The sequence below is a fragment of the Streptomyces sp. CA-142005 genome (assembly GCF_050942335.1).
Taxonomy (GTDB): domain Bacteria; phylum Actinomycetota; class Actinomycetes; order Streptomycetales; family Streptomycetaceae; genus Streptomyces.
On the sequence record NZ_CP192079.1, the window covers coordinates 149,316 to 175,314 of the forward strand.

At 68.0% G+C, this 25,999-nt stretch carries 14 protein-coding genes; 9 read left to right on the forward strand and 5 right to left on the reverse strand.

The features are described 5' to 3' along the window. The first annotated feature begins 182 nt into the window (after positions 1–182). Positions 183–1,214, forward strand: coding sequence for a hypothetical protein (locus ACQPXS_RS47190; protein WP_433456551.1), 1,032 nt, complete (start codon positions 183–185; stop codon positions 1,212–1,214). Positions 1,215–1,689: 475 nt separating this feature from the next. Next, positions 1,690–2,898, forward strand: coding sequence for an IS110 family transposase (locus ACQPXS_RS47195; protein ID WP_433456390.1), 1,209 nt, complete (start codon positions 1,690–1,692; stop codon positions 2,896–2,898). 68 nt (positions 2,899–2,966) lie between these two features. Here the strand turns inward: ACQPXS_RS47195 and ACQPXS_RS47200 are convergent, their stop codons facing one another. After that, the gene (locus ACQPXS_RS47200) at positions 2,967–4,727 is read right to left on the reverse strand and encodes a zinc-ribbon domain-containing protein (protein WP_433456553.1); all 1,761 of its coding nucleotides are present in this window, start codon (positions 4,725–4,727) and stop codon (positions 2,967–2,969) included. A gap of 310 nt (positions 4,728–5,037) precedes the next feature. Between ACQPXS_RS47200 and ACQPXS_RS47205 the strand changes: the two genes are divergently transcribed. Next, positions 5,038–8,520, forward strand: a complete 3,483-nt coding sequence (locus tag ACQPXS_RS47205) for a DEAD/DEAH box helicase (RefSeq protein ID WP_433456555.1) — start codon at positions 5,038–5,040, stop codon at positions 8,518–8,520. Between the two features lie 4 nt (positions 8,521–8,524). Here ACQPXS_RS47205 and ACQPXS_RS47210 read toward each other — a convergent pair whose 3' ends face one another. Together ACQPXS_RS47210 and ACQPXS_RS47215 are read right to left on the reverse strand one after the other, a co-directional pair. Beyond that, entirely contained in the window at positions 8,525–10,207 is a 1,683-nt protein-coding gene (locus tag ACQPXS_RS47210; RefSeq protein WP_433456557.1) for an Hsp70 family protein, read from the reverse strand. A 70-nt stretch (positions 10,208–10,277) separates the two neighbouring features. Continuing rightward, positions 10,278–12,305: a hypothetical protein gene (locus ACQPXS_RS47215; protein ID WP_433456559.1), complete on the reverse strand. Its 2,028-nt coding sequence runs from the start codon at positions 12,303–12,305 to the stop codon at positions 10,278–10,280. A 678-nt stretch (positions 12,306–12,983) separates the two neighbouring features. On the opposite strand from ACQPXS_RS47215, the gene ACQPXS_RS47220 reads away from it, so the two are divergent. After that, positions 12,984–13,718, forward strand: a complete 735-nt coding sequence (locus tag ACQPXS_RS47220) for a hypothetical protein (protein WP_433456561.1) — start codon at positions 12,984–12,986, stop codon at positions 13,716–13,718. A 175-nt stretch (positions 13,719–13,893) separates the two neighbouring features. On the opposite strand, the gene ACQPXS_RS47225 is transcribed toward ACQPXS_RS47220, so the two are convergent. Continuing rightward, positions 13,894–14,652 carry a hypothetical protein gene (locus ACQPXS_RS47225; protein ID WP_433456563.1) on the reverse strand — a complete coding sequence of 253 codons (759 nt, stop codon included), beginning with the start codon at positions 14,650–14,652 and terminating at the stop codon, positions 13,894–13,896. Positions 14,653–14,881: 229 nt separating this feature from the next. Between ACQPXS_RS47225 and ACQPXS_RS47230 the strand changes: the two genes are divergently transcribed. The 3 genes from ACQPXS_RS47230 to ACQPXS_RS47240 all read left to right on the forward strand — a co-directional run bounded on the left by ACQPXS_RS47230 (position 14,882) and on the right by ACQPXS_RS47240 (position 16,712). After that, on the forward strand, positions 14,882–15,007 hold the full coding sequence (locus tag ACQPXS_RS47230) for a hypothetical protein (RefSeq protein WP_433456565.1): 126 nt from the start codon (positions 14,882–14,884) through the stop codon (positions 15,005–15,007). 212 nt (positions 15,008–15,219) lie between these two features. Further along, positions 15,220–15,585: an effector-associated constant component EACC1 gene (locus ACQPXS_RS47235; RefSeq protein ID WP_433456567.1), complete on the forward strand. Its 366-nt coding sequence runs from the start codon at positions 15,220–15,222 to the stop codon at positions 15,583–15,585. After that, positions 15,582–16,712 (forward strand): caspase family protein, encoded by a 1,131-nt coding sequence (locus ACQPXS_RS47240; RefSeq protein ID WP_433456569.1) that lies wholly within the window; start codon positions 15,582–15,584, stop codon positions 16,710–16,712. Before ACQPXS_RS47235 ends, ACQPXS_RS47240 begins: the two co-directional genes overlap by 4 nt. Before the next feature lie 1,029 nt (positions 16,713–17,741). Here ACQPXS_RS47240 and ACQPXS_RS47245 read toward each other — a convergent pair. After that, the gene (locus ACQPXS_RS47245) at positions 17,742–18,182 is read right to left on the reverse strand and encodes a hypothetical protein (RefSeq protein WP_433456571.1); all 441 of its coding nucleotides are present in this window, start codon (positions 18,180–18,182) and stop codon (positions 17,742–17,744) included. Between the two features lie 585 nt (positions 18,183–18,767). Between ACQPXS_RS47245 and drmD the strand changes: the two genes are divergently transcribed. Together drmD and ACQPXS_RS47255 are read left to right on the forward strand one after the other, a co-directional pair. Further along, positions 18,768–21,983, forward strand: a complete 3,216-nt coding sequence (drmD, locus tag ACQPXS_RS47250) for a DISARM system SNF2-like helicase DrmD (RefSeq protein WP_433456573.1) — start codon at positions 18,768–18,770, stop codon at positions 21,981–21,983. Then, the gene (locus ACQPXS_RS47255; protein ID WP_433456575.1) at positions 21,983–25,969 is read left to right on the forward strand and encodes an Eco57I restriction-modification methylase domain-containing protein; all 3,987 of its coding nucleotides are present in this window, start codon (positions 21,983–21,985) and stop codon (positions 25,967–25,969) included. Before drmD ends, ACQPXS_RS47255 begins: the two co-directional genes overlap by 1 nt. Positions 25,970–25,999 lie beyond the last annotated feature (30 nt).

Below are 25,999 nucleotides of genomic sequence, written 5' to 3' on the forward strand. Positions count from 1 at the left end.
CCGTGCGGCTGCTATGCGTGCCCAACTGGCCTGAAGGTCCCTTACCGTTTGAGCTGGGCAGCCGCCGTACCAACGCCCGGACACGGTCCACCTACTTCGCCCCCGCCTGCGCCCGCGCACTCTACGGAGCACCAGGACGCCCCCGTCGCTGGCATCTACGGCGTGACGTCAAACACGGGGGGATGCACCTGCTGGGCATAGAGCTTTTGCGGGCGTCCACCGCTCGCAACCCAGAACACGCCCTCGCCGTGCTGCACTTCAGTGTCGACAGGCCGCTGCTGCCTGTCCTGCGGGCTCTGGCCGGTCGGCGACCGGATGCCGCAGACGACCCGCTCAGCGGGCCGTTCGATCCGGCCGGGCTGTTGGCCGGCATCGCCGACGTCCGCGACCCCGAGGCTCCCTTTGCTCTCGCCCGGCCGTACAGCATCGCCTTCCTAGCACCCACGCAGCAGCACACTCCCGCCCTGCGCACAGGCACCGAAGGGGCCCTGCCCGCCAGTGCGGACCGCTGGCTGTGGCAGCTGGCCTCCCGCTCCACCCCGCAGGACTTCCCCCTTCCTCCGGAGACGGCCGGCGAGCAGTTCAAGGACGCCGTGAGAATATCCGCGGACTGGAGCGCCCTGGTGCTGCGTCAAGGGGCCGCCTTTCTCGGCCACCGGCCCGACACCGGTGCGGGCGACTTCTTCGAGTTCGGAGCGCTACACTCCCGCACCGTCTACCTCGATGCCCTGCTCCTCGGCTCCCTCCAACGCGATCACATCGACGAGCTCACCGACGAACTCTCCGAGGTATTCGACTCGACACAATTGGCACGCCGCGTCGCCACACTGGAGAGAAACATCGCTGTCTTCCGCAGTACCTACTGGCGACAGCACCTCACCGCACATGGCGCAGCAAACGATCTACTCCTCGCATTTCAAAACCAGCACCGCCTGCCCTCCCGCTTCAACGAGATCCTTGCCGAGGCAGCCGACTACAGCAGGCTCGTCCAGACACAGGAAAGCCAGCAGATCAGCGGAGCCCTGGGCGTCCTCACCATCCTCGGCCTGCCGCTCGGAACGGCTCTGAGCATCCTGCAGGTCCTCGGCGACAACTCCGCGACACACCTGCTCATCGCACTCGGGCTATCCGTCGCCGCCACAGCAGCCGCCCTCACCACACGCTACGGACGCCTGGTCCTCTCATCCCTGCGAGGCGGAAGCGACAAGACCTGAGCCCGTGCCGACGGACTGCGAGGCGGGCACCAGGGCCTTCATCGCAGACGATGTCAATCTATGTCTGGAGGTCGACAGGTCCTCCTTCGCGATGCTGGCATGCCAGGAAAAGTCTCCCCGGTGTTGCGCCCCGTGGACCCGCATCACATGCCGCGCCCCTGACCCAACGCCGCAGCGGGGTCAGAGGCTCCCGGAGAGCAGTCGGCCGCCCCCCCCGTTATGTTCTTCGCGGTCCTGCAAGAGGGCCGCTGGCCTCCGGGCCCGGCATGACTGTTCCCCCCTGTCGAACGGATGACCTGGGGGGTGGTGTCACCGGGCCCGAGGGGTGCCGTTGGAGACGCTGATGAGAGGTCCGACTACCGCCTGGCCTGGCGCAATGCCCGGCCGCCCGTGGGCGGCAGGTCTGCATAACGTGGATGCGCGCGTACGGCGCCAACTCCCTGGCCAGCACCGCAGCGAAGCAGTTGGGAGCACGATGTTCGACATCGGCGACGTGGGCGTCTTCCTCGGCCTGGACGTCGGCAAGACCGCTCACCATGGCCACGGACTGACCCCGGCCGGCAAGAAGGTCTTCGACAAGCAGCTGCCCAACAGCGAGCCGAAGCTGCGGGCCGTCTTCGACAAGCTGGCCGCGAAGTTCGGCACCGTGCTCGTCATCGTCGACCAGCCCGCCTCTATCGGCGCCCTCCCGCTCACCGTCGCACGGGACACCGGCTGCCAGGTCGCCTACCTGCCCGGACTCGCCATGCGCCGGATCGCCGATCTCTACCCGGGCGAGGCGAAGACCGACGCCAAGGATGCCGCGGTCATCGCCGACGCCGCTCGCACGATGCCGCACACGCTGCGCTCGCTGGAGCTCACCGACGAGATCACCGCCGAACTGACCGTGCTGGTCGGCTTCGACCAGGACCTCGCGGCCGAGGCCACCCGCACCTCCAACCGGATACGCGGCCTGCTCACTCAGTTCCACCCCTCGCTGGAACGCGTCCTCGGCCCCCGCCTGGACCACCCCGCCGTCACCTGGCTGTTCGAACGCTACGGCTCCCCGGCCGCGCTGCGGAAAGCCGGCCGCCGCAAACTCGTCGAGGTGATCAGACCCAAGGCCCCACGCATGGCCGACCGGCTGATCGACGAGATCTTCGACGCGCTCGACGAACAAACCGTCGTCGTTCCCGGCACCGGCACCCTCGACGTCGTCATCCCGTCCCTGGCCCGCTCCCTGGCCGCCGTCCACGAACAGCGCCGGGCTCTGGAAGCCCAGATCAAAGCCCTGCTGGAGGAGCACCCTCTTTCCAAGGTCCTGACCTCGATGCCGGGGGTCGCGGTCAGGACCGCCGCAGTTCTGCTGGTCACCGTCGGCGACGGCACCAGCTTCCCCAACGCCGCCCACCTTGCCTCCTACGCCGGACTCGCCCCGACAACGAAGTCCTCGGGGACCTCGATCCACGGCGAACACGCACCACGAGGCGGAAACCGGCAGCTCAAACGAGCCATGTTCCTCTCGGCCTTCGCTGCCCTGCACGATCCCGCGTCCCGCACCTACTACGACAAATGCCGGGCCCGGGGAAAGACTCACACCCAAGCCCTCCTTCGCCTCGCCCGCCACCGCATCAGCGTGCTCTTCGCCATGCTCCGCGACGGCACCTTCTACGAACCACGAGACCCCGAGCTGGCCGCCGCATGACCAGCTCAGCTTGACGAAGGACATAGAGGCACCCCCCCATCGGGGCGGGCAGTCACACATCCCGGCCGCTACCACAGCGTGTCTGCTGTGTCGTCTCCCAGTGCGGAATCCACGTGGGCGTGAAAGGCTGCTTCCGCGAGGAGACCGGGGGTCGCTGCGTAGGCAGCAGCCGCCGAAATGGGTTGGCCAGTGATCTCGATGATGCGGTTCAGGACCGCGACAACTGCCGCTTTCGTATCACCGACTGGCCCACTTACGTCGTGGGGATGGAGTACGGGCAGCGGATACTCGCGGACCCGGATGAGCGTGTACCCAGCAGCTCGAATGGCGTCAGACTTGCGCCTGTCGCGGGCCTCGGAACCGGGCCGGGCGTGCCAGTAGCGGCCATCGAACTCGACGACGACACGGTGCGTGGGAATGAGGATGTCGACCTCCCAGCGCCTGCCACCCGCAGTCAGCTTGGCGCCGGTCGGCTGTGTGTCTGGGAGCAGGGCCTGGAGTTCGAAGCCGAGCGCGAGTTGCCGGCGGGACACGCGAGAAAGGCGGCAGTGGGGGCAGCCTGAGCGCAATGGGCCGGTCCGGGCCGAGCAGGAGGTGGTCCACACGTGCAGGGGGTTTCGACGGCAGCGCCAGGTGATGCTGCGGCTGCTGGATACGGTGACCTGCCACGATGTGAGGCCGTCGTTGAGACTCGGATCGAGTTCGGCAGCAACATCCGGGGCGCGGGTCGCTAGCGCGTTGGTAACCGAGACCAGATGGCCGGCGCAGTATGGGCACCCACTGCCAAGGGTGGTGCGGACAGACGGCGCGGCTTGCCATCGGTGGTCGGGGCCTGCGGTGCACGCCCACCAGACCTTGGCGCGTGACCGGCCGGAGACCGTGCCGGGGGTCAGCGGAGCATTGCGATCCAGGTCGAACTGGGCCTCAGCGTCGGGATACAGGGACAGACGGTTGGTGACTGACGCCCGTCGGCCAGCGCAGAAGGGGCAGCCGTTACCTGTGGCCGTGCGGTGCACCACAGGTGAACACCAGACATGATCGGGACCCTCCGGACAACGCCAGGTGACGACCCGGCGCGTCCCGGCGAGGACTTCCTCGGGTGTCAGTCCATCGTTAAGTGCCGGATCGAGCTCGGCTGCGAGCTCGGGATGACGCGCGGCCAAACTGTTGGTGACCGACAACTGGTACCCGGAACAGCAAGGGCAGCCCGTTGGATTCGATGCGCTGGTCCGAGCACAGACGGAGGCCTGCCACCGATGGTCCGGGCCAGCAGAGCAACGCCACCACACCACATGCTTGGAGCCGTAAGAGACCTGCCCGGGATCAAGACCCACGTTGCGGTCGACGTCGAACTCCGCCGCCACGCGCGGATGCGTCACCGCCAGCGAACGCAACACGGGGTCGAGCCGATTGCCAGAACACCACGGACAACCCGCCGGCCGGGGCTTCATCTTCGTGCGGGTGTGCACCGCGGCCTGCCACACATGCCCAGGATCGGCGGTGCAGCGCCACCACACGCGCGCATGACTGCCCGGTAGCAGTTTCTCTGCCCGCAATCCATCGTTGAGCGTGACATCGAGCTCCGCCGCAACAGCCGGGTGCAGCACGGCAAGGTTGCGGTCGGCGCTCGGCCGCTTCCCCGTGCAATACGGACAACCATGTCCTAGCACGCCCCGGTTGTATGGGGAGGCCTCCCACCGGTGATCCGCACCCCGCGGGCACACCCACGCCACTTTCCCCCGGCGCCGCAATGACACGAGATGCGCCGGGCCCGACTCCTCCGCCAGCTGCGCCGCAAGCTCTGGACGGTCCGCCACCGTCTCATCCACCCTGTGCTCCTCCTCCGTTTGCGAGGAGGGCAGCATGGCGTACGCCACTGACAACGACCACCGCGCCAACTCCGGTACACAGTCACTGTCTGCGGGATCCGTGTGCGGCGGAACGGGAGGCCACAGTCGTCTCCAGCCGGGGCGAGGTGATGTCGATCAGGACCGCGGCCCGTTCGTTGACGCGATGGTTGACCGGGTGACTATCGTGTGGTTGGTACCGCTAACCGCTAGGGAGCAGGGCGCGACAGGGGTGGGGACACTGAGCGGACCTACGGCGTTTGAGGGCGACGACTCGGACGTATCGAGCGGGATGCCCGTCGATGACGACATGATGCGGCTGCGGTACAGCCCGTGGGGGGATGTGAACGCTGCCCGCGAGTTGGTGGGTGACGTACCGGAGATTCTCTACGACATTCAGCAGGCCGCGGACCGGCTTGGTTTGCCACACATGCGTCAGCTTCCGGCAGCCGCACTCTCGGAAGGCCGCGTCCTGCCGTCCGGGCTGTACGTGTTCCAGTCGAGGAGGCCTTCTGGCGTCGCTTCGGCCGCGCTCGTGCTGTGCGGGGGTGGCAATTCGGTCCCGCCTGAGTACAAGCGGCTTCGGGACGTCGACGACGACCATATGCTGCACCGCGCCCTGATGTTCTACCGGGACTGGAGGGAACGCGCGCGTAGTGGCGCATCGGCTGCTCCTGCGGCCTACACGGTGGGAGACGTCGTATGCGTGGCCGCTCGGGACGGAGTGTTCACTGTCACGGGTGTGCGTGCGGTCCGCGGGGCCGGTCATCAGTACACTCTGCGAGGTCCTGACCGGCGGCCGATCAAGGTCTTCGAGGACGCCCTCGAGGCCGTCGACGACACGTCCGACGAGCCGGAGGACTGGATTCGCAGCGCTCCTGTTGCGGCCGCGGATACGGCGCTGAGGTTGACGCTGGCCAAGCTCAGCACGCCGCTCACTGACACGGTGTACTCGTTCCAGTCGAGCCGGACGGTTTTCCGGCCGTACCAGTTCCGCCCAGTGCTCAAGCTGATGAACTCCGACCGCCAGAGGCTGCTGATCGCCGATGAGGTGGGTCTGGGCAAGACCATCGAGGCCGGGCTGATCTGGAACGAGCTGGAGCAGCGCACCCATTTGGCACGCACGGCGGAGCGGCGCGCTCCCCTTCACTTCCGTGGGTTGGTGGTCTGCCCGGCTGCGCTGGTGCACAAGTGGCGTAACGAGATGAGCCAGCGCTTCGATCGACAACTGCGCGTCCTCGACAACGAGGGGATGGAGGAGCTCCTGCAGTTGTTGCGCCGGGGCGAGGACGAGCAGCCCTTCGCGGGGGTGGTTTCACTGGAGCGGTTGCGGCGTGCGGGCCAGCTCGCCGAACTCGCCGAGCTCCACCCTCGCTTCGACCTGGTGATCGTCGATGAGGCCCACTATGTACGGAATGCGGCCAGTCGTAGTCACGCTGCGGTCAGTCACCTGGCGGACTGGGCCGACGCGTTGATCTTCCTCTCGGCGACCCCGCTGAACCTCGGCAATCAAGACCTTTACACCCTTGTCCACTTGCTCGACCCGAGCGCGTTCCCCGATCCTCGCGTCTTCGAGAGCCAACTGGAGCCCAATGGACATCTCAACGATGTCGCCGCCCGTCTCGCGCAGGGCGCAGGCGGCACCCCGGGTGGAGCGAAGGCGCTTCTGCCGGTCCTGAAACGGGTCAATCGGTCGCGATTCGGGCAACTGGTCGCCAGACGGCCTGAGTTCAAGCGCCTTCAGCGGATCCTTGATACTTCGGAGGTGCTGACGGCGCGGCAGCTGTCCGAGGCCAGGAGGTGCATCGCGGATCTCAATGCCTTGGCCGGCATTGTGACCCGCACCCGTAAGGCGGACACCCCCGATGCGAAGGCGGTGCGGCAGCCCGAGGACGTCCGGGTCCAGTGGACCGTGCAGGAGCGCGAGTTCTATGACCGGCTGCGCGATTGGTGTCTGCAGCGGGCCGCCCGCAGTGGCATGGCGGCAGGGTTCGCCGCGCAGATGTGGCTCCGGCAGGCCGCAAGCTGCATCCCCGCTATGCAGCAACGGCTGCGGGAACGGTTCCAAAAGGGAACCGCCGACCTGGAGGTCGAAGAGGAACTGCTGCTAGAGGACAACGCTGAGAGCGACATCGCGGCGGAGGACGTCGCCCGGGCGGCCGACGACGAGGCCGAGCAGTTGGCACGTCGCCTGCCCGGCCTTCTCAAGCCGCTGCCCGACACGAAGTTCGACGCCTTCCTCACCATGCTGAGGGACGCCCGGGCCAAGGGGCTCCGGCAGGTCATGGTGTTCTCCTTCTTCACCCGCACCTTGGAGTATTTGGCCGGCAGGCTCAACGAAGAGTTTCGTGTGCGGGTCATGCACGGCGGCGTGCCGCAGGAGGAGCGCACCCGCATCATGGCGGACTTCCGGGCCGGGCGTTTCGATCTGCTCCTGGTGAGCGAGGTCGGCAGCGAGGGTCTGGACTTCGAGTTCTGCAACGTACTGGTCAACTACGATCTGCCGTGGAACCCGATGCGGGTGGAGCAGCGCATCGGTCGTCTCGACCGGTTCGGGCAGAAGCACGAGAAGATCTTCATCTTCAACATGCAGGTGCCGGGCACTATCGAGACCGACATCTTCCAGCGCCTGTACCAACGTATCGGCGTCTTCCGGTCCTCCATCGGAGAGCTTGAGCCGATCCTGCGCGGCAGCCTCCGCAACCTGCAGCGCGTCGTGCTGGATCCAAGTCTCAGCCCGCAGGAGCGCCACCGCCAGATCGAGCGGATCGAGGTCGCCCGGGTGGACCGTGAGAAGGACATCCAGAGCCTGGAAAAGGCCAGGAAGGTCCTCACCGGTCTGGACGATCTCCTCGTGGAGGGCTTCGACGAGGAGAGCCCCGGCCGCGGCCGCTACCTCGGTCCCAGGGAACTGCGTGGGCTGGTGGAGGCGTTCCTCGAGGAAACCGGATACGGCAAAGTGCGGCAGGTTGCAGATACTGATCATTTGGTGGACATCACCGGCAGCCCCGAACTACGCAAGACCATGTACGAGGCCAGCAGCGCGGGAGCTTTCCCGTTCCCCCGGGGCAGCGACCTCATGGCTCGGGTAGGGGGCGGCGCGCAGCAGGTGCTGCGTGCCTGTTTCACCTCCCGTACGAGCACGGAGACGGGCGCGCCGCTGCTGAGCGTGCGGCATCCCCTGGTACGTACGGCCCACTGGTGGTTCATGCAACATGAGGGAAGGCTCGGCCGCTACGGCCGGGCACGGGTACCGGGGCTTCCACCGAGTTCCCGCTACCTGGTGCAGGTCACCCTTGCCCGAGTGGACGGTGCCCGTCCGCGCCGCGAGCTGTGGACCACCACCCTCGACACCGCTACCGGCAAGGAGGTGCCGGAGGTGGGTACCGCATTGCTGACCGCCCTTGCCGCCGGCGACCTCGAGGACGCGCCGCAGGCTCTGCCGACCGGGGTGCTGGCGTCCCTGCCCAGGGTCCTCGATGCCGTGCAAGGCCTGGCGGCGGAGAAGGAATACCAGGCCAAGGACAGCTACAAGGCGGAGAACGACGCCGTGGCAGCGGGCCGACGCGCGACGGTCGACGACACCTTCCGCCACAAGATCGAGCAGGCGCGCCGACTCGCCGACGAGGTGAACAATTCGTCCATCAGGCGTCTTCACGCCGGCCGGATCGCCCCCCTGGAGACCCAGCGCGAGGCCCGCCTCGCTCAGATGGACCGTGACTCCCGCTTCAGTCTCTCCACCGAGACAGTGGCGCTGGTCCTGGTCGAGGGCTGACGGATCACTGGTGGGGATGGGAGTAGAAGTCGGTGAACTTCAACCCGGTGTCGCGCTGCTCCGGAACCTTGTTCATAGTGCTCAGCTTCACGGAGGTGCGTTCGCCCCCGCGCAGGATCGGCCACCGGTCCACGCGGAAGCGTGACTCGCGGGAGACACAGTCCCGTACATAGATCTCGCCGGAGACCTTCAGCGCGAACGTGAACTCCGTGTACCGCCGAAGCGAGACCGGCAGATGAGGCATGGGACGGCCGTCCACCAGGAAGTCCAACGGCTCGCCGTCGACCGAGAGGGCGCGCAGCGCCGCGATGGTCTCCCGGCTGAGGCCGCGGACCTGCCTCTGGTATCGGTGGGCGAGGTCCCTCTCGCGGCGGAAGATCTGGTCCGCGGTGTAGAGCGGCTCGAAAGCCGGGTAGAGCGTTTCGCGGCAGACGTCGCCGTGCTCGTCCTGCCACTCCAGCACCAGGTCGAAGCCCGGCCGGGGAAGCGAGAGCCGGTGGTAGCGGTCGGAACGCACCACCAGACCAGTCGCGACGGATTCCTCCGGCGTGTCCAGCGACTGGTCGTACTCCACTTGGGCGTGCGGGAAGATGCGTACGAACTCCTCACGCACGAGAGGGATCTGTGACATGCCGCCGGCCAGGAGGACGTACTCGACGTCGCGAGCCAGTTCCTCCAGAGGCGTCCGGACGAGCGCGTCCAGGTCCGGCACCGTTCGCCGGCGTAGACGCCGCTCGCACAGGGCGGCTCTGACGTGCTGCAGCGCCCTGTCCAGTTGCGGACGGAAGGCGTGCTCCAGGCGCTCGCGCGTGTATTGCAGCATCGGCAAAGAGGTGTAGCCGCCGCCGATCACCACGCTCTGGGTGTCAAAGCGCGTGTCGGAGAGAAAGACCTTGAGGCGGCGGGCTGCCAGCAGGAGCAGCGACCGCACGGTCTGCGGTTCGGGCAGGTGATCGACCGCGAAGCCTGCCGCCTCCAGGTCCCGTTCCAGATCCTTTGCGATCCGGCGGTCCAGGTCGTCGCCGGCCTCCGCGACGCCGCGGGCCGACAGGACGGTCAGTTCCGGCTCGGCATCGTCGAGATCCTCGCCCACCGACATGAGGGCGATGTCGAGCGTGCCGCCGCCGTAGTCGAAGACCAGGACGGTGCCCTCGGGCGCATAACCGTCGCGGTCGTGGAGCCCTTCAGACCAGGCCAGTCCGGCTGCGATCGGTTCGTCGACGATGTTGGCGACGGCCACCGGAATCCCCGCTTCCGCGGCGAGGGCAGCCAGCCGCTTGCGGCGGGGTCCGTCCCAGATCGCCGGGCAGGCCAGGCGGAAGTCCGCGTCGTCGACCTCGGCCCCGTTGGCCTTCGCCAGCAGCACCACATGTCGCAGCAAGCCCACGATGAGCTGGTTCGGTGTGAACGCCGCCGTGTTGCGGGCGCCCGTCCTCAGGAGCAGCGGCTCGTTGCGGCCCTCAGTGATGTTCTGCTTGACGGAACGGATGGCTCCGGAGCCTCCGGCTGTCTCCGCGGCTTCCCCGAACACCAGCTGACCCCGCGGTGAGGCGGCGACAACACTGGGTATCCAGGCTGTGCTGGTGCCGATCGGCACGGTCTCGGCGTAGCTGTAGGGCATTCGCTGGGTCACCAGAGTGGTGGCCGTACCGAAATCGATGCCTACCAGCGGCCTTTCATCGCTCATACATGTCCTCCTGAGGGCCGGCCGTTCGACAAACCAGATGCTGCAAACGGCCCCGGTGATCTGTGTTCGACTACGGTTCTGCTCGCCGAACCTGAGCCGGCAGCAGCACGACTTCTTCCTGCGTGCCTGCGGCCCGCCAGGCGAATCCTGGCCGCTCGACGACGACCCACTCCGCCGGACCAGTCGGTGCTTGATGGCGCGAGGGATCGAATTCGGTCTCCTCGCCGATGGTGCCGATGTCCACCAGGCCGGCCGTCGCCGCCTGGGCCAGGACCCTCCGGTACAGGGCACAAGACGGGTCCGACTCATCCGTCGCGTGCGCCGCCTGGTCGGCGACCTCCGCCAGCACGGCCGCGAGCACCCGGAGTCCGTCGAGTCGCGCCTGCCGCAACTGCGACTGCGAGGCGGCTCGTCCCGCCTGACGCGCATGCCGCAACTCCTGCTCTCGCCGCTGTGCCTGCAGGGCCAACGCCTCTCCACGCCGAGTGGCGGCCGCCAGCTCCGTCGTCGCTGCGTCGAGTCGGGCGCGCAGTTCGGCGAATTCCTCATCGACACGGTCGTACCGGCGCTTCATGGCAGCCAGTTCCTGCTTGAGCTCGTCCCGCTCACTGCGCAGCGCTTGGGCCACGCCGCGCTCCTGGATCAGAGCAATTTCGTAACGGCTGCGCTCCTCGGATGCGAAATCCGTGATGGGCGACGGAGCTTCAGCAGCGCTCGCGGGTGTGTCATCGGTCTCTCCCGACACCTGTGCCGGGGTGCTGGCATCGTCAGTGGCGGCCGATGGCGGCTTGGATGGTGGTTCCTGTGTCTTCGACTCTTCGGCTGGCGCCTCCTCAACCGGGCCGGCACCACCACCGGCTTCCGACTTCTGCGCCCGAGTATCGGCGGTGGCGGTGGCGGCCGGCGTCGGGGGCTCGGTTTGCGACTCTTGTTCTTTCGGTTCCTCGGTTGCAGCCTCCTCGGCCGAACCGGAAGCCATACCGGCGGAGAGGGAGTCGGTGGACTTCGCGGCAACCTCCGCGGGACCACTGGGCGTTTCAGGCCGCCCGGCCTTTTCCTGCGTGTCGGCAAGCGACGCCAGGACAAGCGTCACCCTCTCGCGGCTCCCGTCCGGGCGATCCGGGAGCGCCTTCAACGCCGCCACCAAATCCTCGGTATCGGTGGCGGCGACACCGTGCCGGAGCGTGTGCTCGGGCACCGCGGCCAGGACCAGGTCGATCCACTTGCACTCAGGGTCCGACGGCAGCCGCTGCTCGGCGGATCGCAGGAGGAGACCCAACGCCCGCGCAAGGAGCTTCCTTGCGAATGCTTCGCGCTGCGCAGCAGGCACCAGGGGGCTTTCGGCGAACGCTCCGGGGAGCAGCACGGCGCCTCGACTCAGCAGGCGGTCACCTTCCGCGGTGGTGCAGTCCTCGCTTTCGAAGCGGGCCATGAGGGCCATGACGCACGACTGTGCCATGAGCCCACGAGGCAGCTGGGCCGCTTGGTCGGCTGCAGCACTGCCTTCCGGGATCGTCACCAAGCCCACGAGAAGAGGCGTGAGAGCCGCAGCCGGCGGGGCTCCCCCCTTGCCCAGTTTCGGTGAGGGCTCGGCCGTCGGGTTCTTGGCGTGGCGCTGGCCCTTCGTTACCTCGGCGAGGAATTCCACGGCCACGGCCAGCACCTTTTGCGACACGCCCCGCGGGGTGTAATCGTTCATGCCCACCGGCCATGCGGGCAGAGGCACCTTGAGCGCGTGGGCGGCGACACGCTCGTACGCGGTCAACTCCGACTGTCCGGCGCGGACCGCTTCCCGCAACGCCTGCCCAAGTTCCCTCGGACGCTTGGTTGCCGGCGTCGCCAGGAATTCCAAAGCCTCCCGCGCCGGTAGGCTCCGCTCCTTCTGGAACGGATCGTCGATGAGCTTCAAAGCTCCGTTCCGCTTGCTCTCGGTGACCCGGGGATGTTCAAGCAGGCGCTGGCGGATACTGATCCACCAAGTGTTGTTGTGTTCACCTGCCAGCCCGAGCCGGCGTGCCTCATCGTGTAGTTGCTTGACGGTCGCCTCCTGGCCTATCTCTTCGAGGAGTGCCACGAGGACCGGTACAGGCGACTTCAAGAACTCCTTCTTCAGCCCTTGGAAGTCCCTCAGTGCCCGATATCGTACCGACCCGACCGGTATGACAGTAATGTCGGAAGATACGGGCAGCAAGATCCGACTTCGTCGGCCTCCTGGCCACTCGATGACAGCACTGTCGCCCTCGACCAATCGGACCGTTCCTACGTACTTTTCGCCTCTATTGCCGTCCTGACGGCGCATCACCAGATATCCGCTTTCCACGGCCGCACACTATCGGTCCGCCATCGGACTGAGCGCGGCGCACTCAGACACGGCAACTGCATGCAACTCCGGACCAAGGCTTCCTCGTCAGGTCGGCGCGGCCAGGCCGTTGTTCCAGCGCCGGCGCGCTTCGCGGCCTGTCCCGTTGGTCGCCGCAAGGCTCTGGCACCTACCGTCGGGCCGGGCGGGGACCCTCACACCCACGAAGACACGGGTTCAAGCTCAGTAACTGGATGTCGAGGAAGCAACCCTTGGACGCCTACGACCGGATCTGCGGCGTCATCGACGGCGGCCTGGGCAAGCTGCTGATCTGGCCTGCGGAAGTTGCCAGCTGGCTGGAGGGGCTCGGGTCCATGCCAGCGCTTTCGCTACGAGGCGCGGTGGATCGCTTGCGACGAGTCTGGGTGGGACGGGGAGCAGCTCCTCAACGGCAACCGCTACCTGGTTTACGCGTCCGTGGCCATCGATGACGCGCAGGCCGACCCCGTGGTCAAGCAGTTGCGGGAGCGAGCAGGTGCCCGCCAGGCCCCGGAATGGAAGTTTCGGCCCTTCAAGGACCGGCCTGACCGCCGGGAAGCGCTCTGCGAACTGTGGGGACCGGACGGCGCGCTGGCCGGCCGGTGCTCGGTGTACCTCGTCGATAAGGAGTACGCGGTCGTAGCGAGGGTCATCGACCTATTCCTCGAGGAACAGGCTCATGCTGCCGGGGTCGACCTCTACGCCGGAGGCCAGGTGCAGCGGATGGCCCGCACGCTCGCCACGCAAGGACGACGCGCGCTGCGGAGCCCAGGCTTCACACGGCTGCTGAGCGCCTTCGTCGCGCTGGCCTCGGCTCGGGGGCGCAAGGATCCGGAAGCTGCGGTGGAACGGTTCTATGAGGAGTTGGAGGCTGCCTGGGCCGCCTCCACTCGTCGGGAGGTTACCGAGATCCTCTTCCAACTGCGCGGCACCCGCGGCCATGCCGATCTGCTGCACGACGATGACCTGCCGTTCGGCATGTTGGAGATGCTGGTCCCGGCTCTGGGGCAGGCCGCCCGCTACTGGGCTGGTCGCCTGGGGCCGGTCCATGTCCTTGCCGACGAGCAACGCTCCCTCACCGACGAGGCGCTGGAGGTTCTGGGCCGCCAACTGCGTCGGACCTGGAGGGCGACACCTTCCTCCCTCATTCCCGGTCGGCTATCCGCTCCCTGACCCGCGGAGAGACCATCACTCGCCCCTCAATCCAGCTCGCCGACCTCCTCGCTGGTGCCACAGCCGCAGCCGTAACCAGCACCCTCGAGAATCAGCACAGCGAAGCTGGCGACGACCTGTCGTCCGTGATTCTCCCCCTGATCGACGCGGACTCCCTATTGCCTTGAGCAGTTCGTCAGGAACGGGGAAGGAGGGGAAAACGGTCGTAGTCCCTTTGGCCGGGAAAGGCGATGTTTTCGACGTGGTTGCCGGGCACGGAGGCTCGGTAGAAGACTTCCGCGTCGGCGGGAGCGTATCCCAGGGCCTTGCCGACGAAGGCGTGGAGCAGTGACGGGAAGATGCGGTGGTCGGCGGTGGGATCGGACAGGTCGAGCAGAGCGGTCACCAGCGCCGGTCGTCCGATGGTGGACAGCACTGCGGCAAGTTCGGGGTGGGTTTCGTGGTAGCGCCAGTAGATGGCCTCGCCGCCCCAGAAGCTGAAGAAGCGACGAACGCCTGGCAGGTTGTGCTCCAGCGGCGCCGTCGACAGGACGAGGCACACCTGTCCGTCGCGGCGGCCCCACCTGCCGTGCGTGAGGGAGTTCTCCCGGGCCAGCATCGCGTGCTGTTCCTCGGTGAGCAGCCCGCGCTCGAGGGCCTGGTCGAGACGCTCATGGACCAGGGCGAGATCGAGCGGCCGTAGGCCCTGTGCGCGGATCATCTCGGCTTCGTGGTCGAGAAGGCGTGTGCAGTGCCGGACCCGGACCAGATGCCCAGCCAGCATTCGACGCGCCTCGTCCTCGTGCTCGTGGAGGGGGAGGTCGACGTAAAGGTCCAGCTCTTCCAGGTCGGCTTCCGTCGCTCGCTGCTGGACGAAGGCAGCGAAGGGCTGGGGCCAAGTCGTCGGATCGTCTGCGTCGACAACGAGCACGTTCCCTGCAGCATGAGCGGTCATAGCCGCTCAGTGTCGCGGCTCCGGCGCTGCCCGCGCCAACCACCCGCTCATCGCCAGTTCCCTTCAGAGGCGGGGCGGTTACGATCACTACGGTCGGCCGACGACCGCCGCGTCGCCCGCCCTCGCAGTCCCTGGAAGAGAGCCGGATCGAGCGGCTCTCCCTATCGCTGGGCGGCCGCCTGCACGGCCCGGAGGCAATCCTGGAGGCGCCCTCACCCGTGCCTCGGCCATGTCGATCGGCCAGGCCGAGGCCCTCCTCCACATCGCCCACGCCCGCGCCTACGCCGCCGCCGGCGTAAAGACCTCGGCGGCCCGAGCTCTGCTCGCCGCCGAAGACGCTCTGCTGCGCGCTTGAAGACGACTGCGCATATCGCTACGCAAAACCGTTCGGGGCAACCACCGACCATGACGGATCAGACGCCAACTGCCCTGCGCCCACAGGCCGCTGCTGCCGGGCGGCAAGACGGCTGACGAATTGTCTTAACGGTGCAGGTGCCCGGCCGTGCCGGTGTGGGCAGGATGCAACGAGTCCAGCCACCAGATGGCTTGAGGGCGAAGGGGGAGCGGGTGCGGATTCAGGTACGCGTCGATGGGGTGCGGCAACAAGAAGCTGAGCTGCGCTCCTTGCAGGGCTGGTTGCGGCGCGAACCAGCAGCGCGCGGGGAGACTGTCTCGTTGAGCGGCAAGGCCCCCGAGCCGGGTTCTATGGGGCAGTTGATTGATGTCCTGGAGTTCGTGACCGGTAACGGCTGGAGCGCGGCGTCGTTCGTGTTGTCGCTGGTCACATGGCGGCAGACTCGGCCCCGGCCGACTCGGGTGGTGATTCGACGCGGTGATGTTGAGGTGAGTCTGACAGAGGGGACGGAGGCGGAAGTGCGGCGAATCGTGGCCGCGCTCGAGCAGGCGGAAAGCACGCCGCGGTCCGCGTCGTGAGCGCGCTGCCCAATCCGGTTACGTCCTGGGCCGTGCTCGTCGGTGTCAGCCACTACACCCGGCTTGAGCCACTGCCAGCCGTGGCCAACAACCTGCCCGAGCTAGCAGCCGTGCTGACGAGCCCGCTCTCATGGGGGCTGCCGGCCGACCATTGCACGGTGGTCGCCGAACCGGCCACCGCACCGGCCATGCTGGATGCCGTACAGCACGCCGCGGAACTCGCCGAGGACACCCTGCTCATCTACTTTGCCGGGCATGGCCTCCTCGACAGCCGCGGTGACCTCTTCTTCGGCCTGCCCAATGCGGTCTCCGGTCGCAGCCACACCGGCGTCACCTACCAGGCCCTGCGCGAAATCCTGACGGACTCACCGGCACAGCGGTTCGTCATCGTCCTCGACTGCTGCATGAGCGGACGGGCCCTGGGACTGATGGGCAGCAGCGACCAACTGGCGGACCAGGCCGAGATCGAAGGCAGCTACCTGCTGGCGGCAGCACCCGACAACGGCCTGGCCTTGGCCCCGCCCGGGGCCGCGCACACCGCATTCACCGGCGAGTTGCTGCGCATCCTGCGCCAGGGCGTTCCCGGCCAGGCCCGGGACCTGGACTTGGACCTGGTCTACCGACAGCTGCGCACGACGCTGGCGGCGCAAGGTCTGCCACAGCCGCAAAAACGTGTCCGCAACACCGCCGGACGGCTCATCCTCGCCCGCAATCAGGCCTATCTGCCTACACCGGCCGACGCTCTCGCCGTCCCTGCAGGAGCGGAGTGGCCCGACCCGGAACAGTGCCACACCCCGCGCGCCTTTCTCGACGCCCTCGGCGAAGTTCGCGCAGTCAGCGGCCAGACCATCAAAGCTGTCAGCCAGCGGGCCGACCCGCCCCTGTCCCCTGCCGCCATCAGCGCCCTCCTCAACCGCCCAGCTCTCCCCCGGACCTGGAAGACCACGGCCCTCTACCTCGCCGCCTGCGGCGTGCCCTCGGACCGGATCGAGGCGTGGAAAGACACCTGGCACAACCTGCGCACCGCCGAAGAACTGGCATCCACTCCCCCGCCGACCGGCGACACCCCAATTGGTTCGCGTGGATGGCGGCCGCGCCTGCCGGGAAAGAAGCGCAACAGACCGTGAGTGCGCGTTGCAGCGTGTGAGGCGTCACCGCCGTAGGACGACACGACAGCGGTGCGATGTCACCGCCCCTCCGAGAACGAGGATGTGGGTGAGGGCTGAGGCGTCGTGCCGCTGGCGTCCGACCCGTGCGAAAACAACCCCAACCAGGCCCCCACCACCAGCAGCCCGACCACCACCACACCCGTAGCGGACTTCTTCGCCTGCGTCGCCTTACCTGACGACCGGTTCACCCAGTGCCCTGCCCGGTAGTACCGACCCGAACGCCCCGCCACGTTCACCACCCCCGAAAGCCACGGCATATGACGGCGGACCACCCGCCATTGGTCACAGAGTGTTGCAGCCACAGGGCCAACCAAGCAGTAGATGAAACCAGAATTGGCCGATACACGCCATTACCTACCGTGGCGTCACCGGCACGGCCGTCCAACCCGTGGGACACGTGGACAGTTCTGGTGCCGCTGCAACGCGGGAGACCCGGAAGGGGCCGCGTCCGCCTCGTGCGATGCAGACGCGACCCCGCCTGACCCGCGCCCTGCAACGTCACGCCTTCCGCCACACACGGAGGAGCAGGACATGACCGCAGAAATCCGGATCGCCCTCGCCACCACTCTCTTCGCCCTGACTGCATTGATCACCAGCTGGCGCCGACCTGGCACGTCAAAGGCGCGGTGGACGTCTCCAACGCACGGTACCGGCAGACCCTCGACGAGCTCGAGCTTGGCCGGCCCAAAACGTGGCATCAACGGCGCGCGCCTCCGAAGTCAAGGGTCTGTACGGTCAACGGTGGATCTTCGAACAGGAAGTAACACCTGATGACAGACGTGACCGTGGAGGCGGAGCAAGACGTGGTCGTCGCGACGAGGCAGTCGGTGTAGGGCAGGGTGTGTGACAGCAGTCGGGCGAAGTCCTCGCAGGCCGACCGCACATGGACCCGGTCAAGGCCGAGCCAAACGTGCAGCGTGTCATTCTGAACGGTCAGTTCGACGTCGATCCGAGCGGCGGCTGCCTCGGCCGCCTCACCGCACCACCTCAGCGTCTCGTGCAGCGCGCCGAGATGGAGGGGCAGGGGAGGAAGTCCTCCTGGCGCATGTCGTCGCGCACCGTCAGAGCGGTACGCGACGCCTGTTCGCGCCACCAGTCCTGCACGACGTCGCGGATCAATGCGGCCCACGATCCACTGCTCATCGCGCGCCGCACGGCGTCCGCCGAGTGGCGCCGGATCATACTCGCGGCGTCGGTCCCCTGGTCGGCCGCCATCCGGCGCAGCAGGGACCGGGGCCCCAGGCGGGTGTCGTCGAGCACCCGCCGGTACAGCTCGCGCAGTGTGTCGGGTACGGCCTCGGTGTCCGGCTCGAGTAGGGGGTCGGACGCGTTCGGTCCAGGCGAGGAACGCGTCGGGGTCGCCGGTGGTGAGGATGCGGGCGGCGCGCTGGTGTTCCGATGCCGGGCCACGCCCGTCGAGTTGGGCACGGAGGGGGAGCGGCAAACTCCGTGGGTCTGACGGTCGCCGTCCGGGCTGCCGCACGTGGGCCAGCCGTCGCTCTCGCTGGTGTTCCTGTCGCGACTGACCGCAGCACGCCGCTGCTCTCCGACAGCGCCGATTGCTTGGGCCACTCCGATTGCTCTCCCGCGGGGAAGCGCTTGATCCTCGCCCGCCACTCCAGGTCTGCGGCCGACAAGGCGTCCTCAGCCGGGTACGGAGCCGCGCTCTCTGGGGTGCGCTCCCAGCCCTCGTCGCCCTGGCAGCGAACGCCCGCGCGGAAGGCCTCGCCTCGGGTCGCGGCCTGGTTCTTGAGGCAGGCGTGGAGGACAGTGGTCTAGATGGCACAGACCGCGTCCGGCAACGACCACAGGGTGCAGACGATGACGCGCACTCCGCGGCGGTGAGAGCCGTGTCGAGAGTGCGGACGCCCGCACCGGCACATCTCCAGGCAGACCCCCTGCCCGGGGCTACACAAATCCACTACGATCTTCACACTACTGCCCCGTTGGGGAGACTCGGTGAGGTTCTCTTACCGGGATTCGGGGCGCCTTTCAGGGGTGGGGTTTCGAAGCATGCCTGATCTCGTTGAGGTCAACAGCGCCGGTGCGCCTGCACCGGGACAGCTTGTGACGGTCCGCAATCGTCAGTGGATCGCCTCGGATGTCGTGGCCAGCACGGTGGCCTCCAGCGACGCGACCGCGTCGTTCACCACGCCGCCCCAGCACGTCGTCACTTTGGTGTCAATTGAGGATGATGCCCGCGATGAGGAACTGCGGGTGGTTTGGGAACTGGAGTACGGGGCGGTCGCCCATGACCAGCACGTCCTGCCCTCCCCCAAGCGGGGCTTCGACGAGCCCGAACGGCTGGATGCGTTCTTGGACGCGGTGCGCTGGGGGGCCATCGCCTCGGCGGACCGCACCGCGTTGCAGGCGCCGTTCCGTTCCGGCATTCAGATCGAGGACTACCAGTTGGACCCGGTGGTGCGGGCGCTGTCAATGCCCCGCACCAATCTCCTCGTCGCCGACGACGTGGGTCTCGGTAAGACCGTCGAGGCAGGCCTGGTGATGCAGGAGCTGATGCTTCGCCACCGGGCCCGGACGATGCTCGTGGTGTGTCCCGCTGGCCTGACCGTGCAGTGGCGGGATGAGATGCGCGATAAGTTCGGCCTGGACTTCCGCATCGTGGACACCGGCATGCTCAAGGAGCTGCGTCGCTCCCGTGGCCTGTACGCGAACCCGTGGACGCATTACCCGCGGCTGATCGTCAGCATCGACTGGCTCAAGCGGGAGCGGCCGATGCGGTTGCTCCGCGAGGTACTCCCGCCGGTGCCGAACTATCCGCGGGCCTTCGATCTTCTGGTGGTCGACGAGGTGCACACCTGTGTGCCGTCCGGCACCGGTCGGTACGCGGTGGACTCTCAGCGCACCCGGGCGATCCGGGCACTGGCCCCACACTGTGAGCACCGGCTGTTCTTGTCGGCCACCCCGCACAACGGCTATCTCGAGTCGTTCACCGCACTGCTGGAGCTGCTGGACGACCAGCGGTTCGCGCGCGGCGTCAAGCCGAATCCCGAGCAGCTCGCGCAGGTCATGGTGCGCCGACTCAAGCGGGATCTGCCGCCGCGCTGGGACGGCACACCCCGCTTCCCTGAACGTGTCCTCGAAGTGCTGCCGGTCCGGTACGACGATGCCGAGCGTGAGGCGCACGGCATGCTCGCCTCCTACGCGGCCAGCCGCAGGCAGGCAGCGTCGGGCGCGGCGCAGCGTACCGCGGCGGACTTCGTCACCACGCTGCTGAAGAAGCGGCTGTTCTCTTCCCCCAAGGCGTTCGCCGAGACGGTGGACGCGCACCTGGCGACGATGAACGCCCGCGAGCACGGGCCCCTGGGCCTGGGGGTGCGCCCGTCGTTGGCGGAGGAGGCGGGCACGCGGGTGCTGCGGCCGCTGATCGACCGGCTGGAGGAGACCGCCGAGGACGATGCGGCGTTCGCCTCTGCGGCCACGGAGGCGTTCAGTGCGGTGCGTGAGGTCACTGCGCCGCTGTCGGCCGAGGAGCGGAAGCTGCTGGAGCGTCTGCGGTCGTGGGCGCGGGGCGCGCAGGACCGGGCGGATGGGAAGTTCCGCGCGTTCACGACCTGGCTCGACCCGATCGTGCGCCCGGGCGGCCAGTGGTCCGACCAGCGGGTCATCGTCTTCACCGAGTACCGCGACACCCAGCGGTGGCTGTATGAGCGGCTGGTCGCCGCCGGGGTTCCGGCTGAGCGGATCGCCCAGCTTCACGGCGGTCAGGACGAGAAGGAACGCGAGCACGTCAAGAACGTCTTCCAGGAGTCCCCTCACCTGCCCGGTGGGGAGGTGCGGATCCTGCTGGCCACGGACGCGGCCAGCGAGGGAATCAACTTGCAGCGGTACTGCCACCGGCTGCTGCACTGGGAGATCCCGTGGAACCCCAACCGGCTCGAGCAGCGCAACGGCCGCATCGACCGGCACGGCCAGCGCGCCTCGCGCGTGGAGGTCTTCCACTTCGTGCCTGCCGGTTGGGAGCGCGCGGAGGCTGACCCGGGTGCCTTCGCCGAGGGCTCGCTGGAGAACGAGCTGTACTTCCTGCACCACGCCGCGCGCAAGGTCGACCAGATCCGCGAGGACCTCGGCAGCGCCGGCGAGGTGATCGCCACCCAGGTCGAGCAGAAGATGCTCGGCAAGCGCGCCGACTGGCAGACCGCCGATGCGGAGATCACCCGCCGCTCCGGGCGTGCGGTGCTGAAGATCGAACGTGACCTGGCCCGGGACCTGCAGCGACTCACCGAAGCGCTGACCGACAGCCGCAGCGAGCTGAACCTCTCCCCCGCCACCGTCGAGCGAGTGGTCCGCACCGGGCTGGCCCTCGCCCACCGCAAGGACCTCATACCGGCCAAGGCGCCCGAGGGAGTGCGCGCCGCCTGCTTCCGCCTGCCCGAGCTTCCCGGTGCCTGGGCCGATGCCCGCAACGACGGCCTGCACCACCCGGTCACCGGCGCCGAGCGGCCCGTCACCTTCGATGCCGACGCGGTCGCCGACCGCACCGACCTGGTCCTGCTGCACCTGGGCCACCGGCTGGTGCAGATGTGCCTGCGCCTGCTGCGCGCCGAGATCTGGGCCGGCGGCACCAGCGCGAAGCTCACCCGGGTCACCGCCCGCGTCGTCCCCGGCGCTACCCTGCGCACCCCGGCCGTCATCGCCCACGGCAGGGTGGTGGTCACCGGCTCGGAAGGCACCCGGCTGCACGAGGAGATCGTGACCGCCGGCGGTCTGATTGAGGGCGGCAAGCTGGTCCGCGCCAAGGAGGCCGACCTGAGCTCCTGGCTGGACGCCGCCACCGAACAGCTCCCCGACGTCGCCCTCCTGGGCCGGCTCACCGACTTGTGGCCGACTCTGGAAGGCCCCCTAGGCCGGGCTCTGGGAGCCAGGGCGGAGCAGCGGGCCCGCAGCCTGCACAGCCTGCTCGAGCGGCGCTGCAACGAAGAGGTCACCGGAGTCGAGAGCGTTCTGGCCGACCTGGAGCGCTCCATCCGCACCGCGCTGTCCGACCACGCCCACTGGGAGCAGGCCAGCCTCTTCGAGGTCGCCGCCGAGGCGAACCAGCTCCGCAAGGACCGCGCCGCGCTCACCGAGCGGCTGGAGACAATCCCCGGCCTGCGCGAGCAGGAAACCGCAGCCCTGCGCCGGCGCTACGCCGACCCCACCGCGCGCTGGTTCCCCGCCGCCGTCACCTTCCTCGTCCCCTCCGCGCTGGCCCGAGGTGCCCGCTGATGCCGCGTTCAACCAACCCCGCCGCACCCGCCCCCGGCAAGCAGCACGCCGACTGGCTGCGCCTCCTCCCGGTCGACGGGCCGTTCCTCGCCCTGCCCGTCCTCACCGAGGTCTTCCCGCACGGGCTGGAGACCATCCCCGACGACACCCTGGCCCGCGTCCGGCAGGCCTGGGCCGAGGTCTGCCAGGCCCCCGACCTGCTCGCGCCCGCCTGGACGGACCTGGTCCTGCGCGAGCTGCTCGCCTACAGCGGCCCCACCCTCACCGAAGGGGCGGCCGTACCGGCTGAGTTCACGGCACCCGCCTCGGCCGGCGGTGGCAACCTGCGGCCGGACGCCGTGGCGTTCGGCCCGGACGGGACCGGCGGCCGCGCCGCCCGCCTGCTCGTCTACCGCCGTCCCTGGGAGGAACGGCTCACCCGCGCGTCCAAGGGCGAGTCCTCCCCTGTCGAGCAGGCCGCCGAGGCCTGCCGCCGCACCGGTGTCCCGCTCGCCCTGGTCACCAGCGGTCGCTTGTGGATCCTCGTCCATGCCCGCCGCGGCGAGCCCACCAGCGCCGCCACCTTCGATGCCGACCTCTGGTTGGAAGAGCGCATTCTGCTGCGCGCGTTTGCCACCCTCCTCAGCACGCAGCGGGTCCTGCCGCCCGCCACCCGTCCGGACGGGACACCCACCCAAAGCCTGGCCGCCCTGTTCGACCGCAGTGCCTCAGCCCAGGCCGAGATCACCGACACCCTGGGCCGTCAGGTCCGCGCCGCCGTCGACCTGCTGGTGGGCGAACTCTCCCGACTGGACCGCGAATCCGGCGGCACCCTGCTGGATCAGGTCGAGGCCCGCGATATCTACCGGGCCGCGCTCACCGTGATGATGCGCCTGGTGTTCCTGCTGTATGCCGAGGAGCAGCGCCTGCTGCCGATCGAGTCGGAGCTCTACGCCGATTCCTATGCCATCTCCAGCTTGCACCGGCACTTGGAAGACGAGCGCAGCCTGTACGGCGAGGAGGTCGGCGACCGCCGCTCCGCCGCGTGGCCGCGCCTACTCGCCACGTTCGCCGCGCTGCACGACGGCAGCGAGCACCCCGATCTGCGCATCCCCGCCTATGGCGGCTCCCTGTTCGACCCCGACCGGTACCCATGGCTCGCCGACACCAAGGTCAGCGACCGGGTCGCCCGCGAGATCCTCGACGCACTCCTGGTGCTGCGCGGCAAGCACGGCGCCGAACAGCTCTCGTATGCGAGTCTGAACGTCGAGCAGATCGGTCACGTCTATGAAGGCCTGCTGGAATTCTCCTGCCTGCGGGTCACCGAACCGTACGTGGGGCTGGCCGGCAAGCTGGAACCCGAACTGCCGCTCGCCCAGGTCGAGCACGCACACGGTGAAGGCGAAGCCGCCTTCGCTGCCTGGCTGAAGGACAAGGCCGGCTTCACCGCAGCCACCCTGAAGAAGGCACTCGCCGCCGAACCGACCGGCGACGACCTCGCCGACCTGGACGCCGCCTGCGACAACGACGCCGCCCTCGCCGAACGGATCCGTCCCTTCCTCGGCCTGCTCCGCCGAGACCTGCGCGGCTGGCCCGTGGTCGGCCCGACCGGCTCGGTCGTCCTCACCCAGGTCGGCGACCGCCGCGCCACCGGCACCCACTACACCCCGCGCGCCCTGGCCGAAGAGGTCGTCGAACACACCCTCGCCCCCCTGTGCTACTCACCCGGGCCCGCCGACGGCGCAGAACCCGACGCCTGGCAGGTCAAGAAAGCCGACCAACTGCTGGCCCTGCGCGTTGCCGACATCGCCATGGGCTCCGGCGCCTTCCTCGTCTCCGCCTGCCGCTACCTTGCCGAACGGGTCGTTCAGGCGTGGGAACGTGACGGCCTGCCCGCCGACGTGAGGGCGCTCGTCGGTGAGGAGGCGGACCGTGATGAGTGGGCCCGCACCGCCCGCCGCCTGGTCGTCGACCGCTGCCTGTATGGGGTGGACCGCGACCCCATGGCCGTCGAACTCGCCAAACTCTCCCTCTGGCTGGTCACCCTCGCCAAGGACAAACCCTTCAGCTTCCTCGACCACGCCCTGCGCCACGGCGACTCCCTCATCGGAGTCACCTCCATCGACCAGATCACCGCCTTTCATCTCAATCCCGAGATTGGCCGACGCATCAACGCGCGCCTGCACGGCGATATCGAGGAAGACGCGGCTCGCATCCTCGCCCGGGCCACCGAAGTGCGCCAGGACATCGCGGCCACACCCGTCATCGACATTCGGCAGGCGCAGCTAAAGGCGCAGAAGCTGATGTATGCCGACGACCTCACCGAGAAACTCCGACTTGCCGCCGACGCCGTGGTCGCTGCTGCCCTGTCCGCTGCTGGCCAGAAGGCGAATGCCTACGATGACCGGCTGACCGGCCTGTCTGAAGAAGTCCACGCCGCACTACGTGGGATTGCGAAGGCGGAAGAGACGGCACGGCAGCAGATCGATGGCTGGCTAGGCGGCCCTCGCCCCGAGCCAACCAGGCCACTGCACTGGCCGCTAGAGTTCCCCGAACTGTTCGGCCCAGACGGTCGCGGGTTCGACGCGATCGTAGGGAACCCTCCGTTCGTGGGCGGGCAAAAGATCACGGGAAGCTCAGGTAAGGACTACCGCGACTACCTGGTCGAGCGGATCGCCGATGGACGCACCGGCAGTGCCGACCTGTGCGCGTATTTTCTACTCCGTGACAGCGATCTGGTGCCAGCAGGTCGGATCGGCATCATCGCCACCAACACCATCGCCCAGGGCGACACCCGTGAAGTCGGCCTGGACCAGTCACTTGAGCACGGCCGAACGATCTATCGCGCCGTGAAGTCCCAGCCGTGGCCAGGCACCGCGTCGCTGGAGGTCTCGCTCCTGTGGCTGGGCCGACCTGGCGAGATCGAACTTCGGGTACTTGACGGTCGACCGGTGCGCGGCATCACACCCTCACTCGACCCGGTCAGTCGGGTGAACGGTAACCCGCGTCGACTGGCGGCCAACGCAGGGCAGTCGTTCCAGGGCTCAATTGTGCTCGGCAAGGGATTCATCCTCGAGACCAAAGAGGCACGCGCCCTCATCGCGAAGGCTGCGCGCTACGCCGACGCGCTCTTCCCCTACCTCAACGGGGAGGACCTCAACTCTCGGATGGACTGCTCGGCCAGCCGCTGGGTGATCAACTTCCACGACTGGACGGAGACGCGTGCGCAGGAATATCCGGATCTGTACGCGATCATCGAGGAGAAGGTCAAGCCGGAGCGAGCGCAGAACAAGCGGAAGGCGCGTCGTGAACGGTGGTGGCAATACGCCGAACGCGCCCCACAGCTGTACCGAACCATCGCCGGCTTGGACCGCGTACTTGCGATCGCATTGGTCAGCAAGACAGCATTGCCGCTCTGGCAGCCAAGAGGGCAAGTGTTCTCCCACGCGTTGGGAGTCTTCGCCACAGATCGTGCCGCAAATCTGACGCTGCTTTCCAGTGCCCACCACTACTGGTGGGCGATCACGAGATCGTCCAGCCTCAAGGGCGACCTCCGCTACACCCCTTCCGACGTCTATGAGACTTTCCCCAAGCCTGCCCTTACCGCCCGGATGGACGAGGCCGGTGAAGAGCTGGACTGTTACCGTCGCTCGCTCATGTTGGAACGGCAGCTCGGCTTGACCAAGCTCTACAACCAGGTACACGACCCGAACGTGGCCGATCCGGCAGTCGAGCGACTGCGGCAGATCCACATCAAGATCGACCGCGTAGTAAACGAGGCCTACGGTTGGACCGATCTGGAGCTGGGTCACGGGTTCCACGAGACCTGGCAGGGTCCACGGTTCACTATCGCGCCCGACATAAAGGTCGAGGTGCTGGACCGGTTGCTGGAGCTGAACCTTGCACGTCATGCCGAGGAACAGGGCGGCGGTGGCCGAACAAAAGGTAGTGACGCCTTCATCTTCGACGACGGGGCACTGCTGCCTCCGCCGGATTCCTTGTTCTGAGAGGGCTGTCTGGGTGTCAGTCGTGGAACC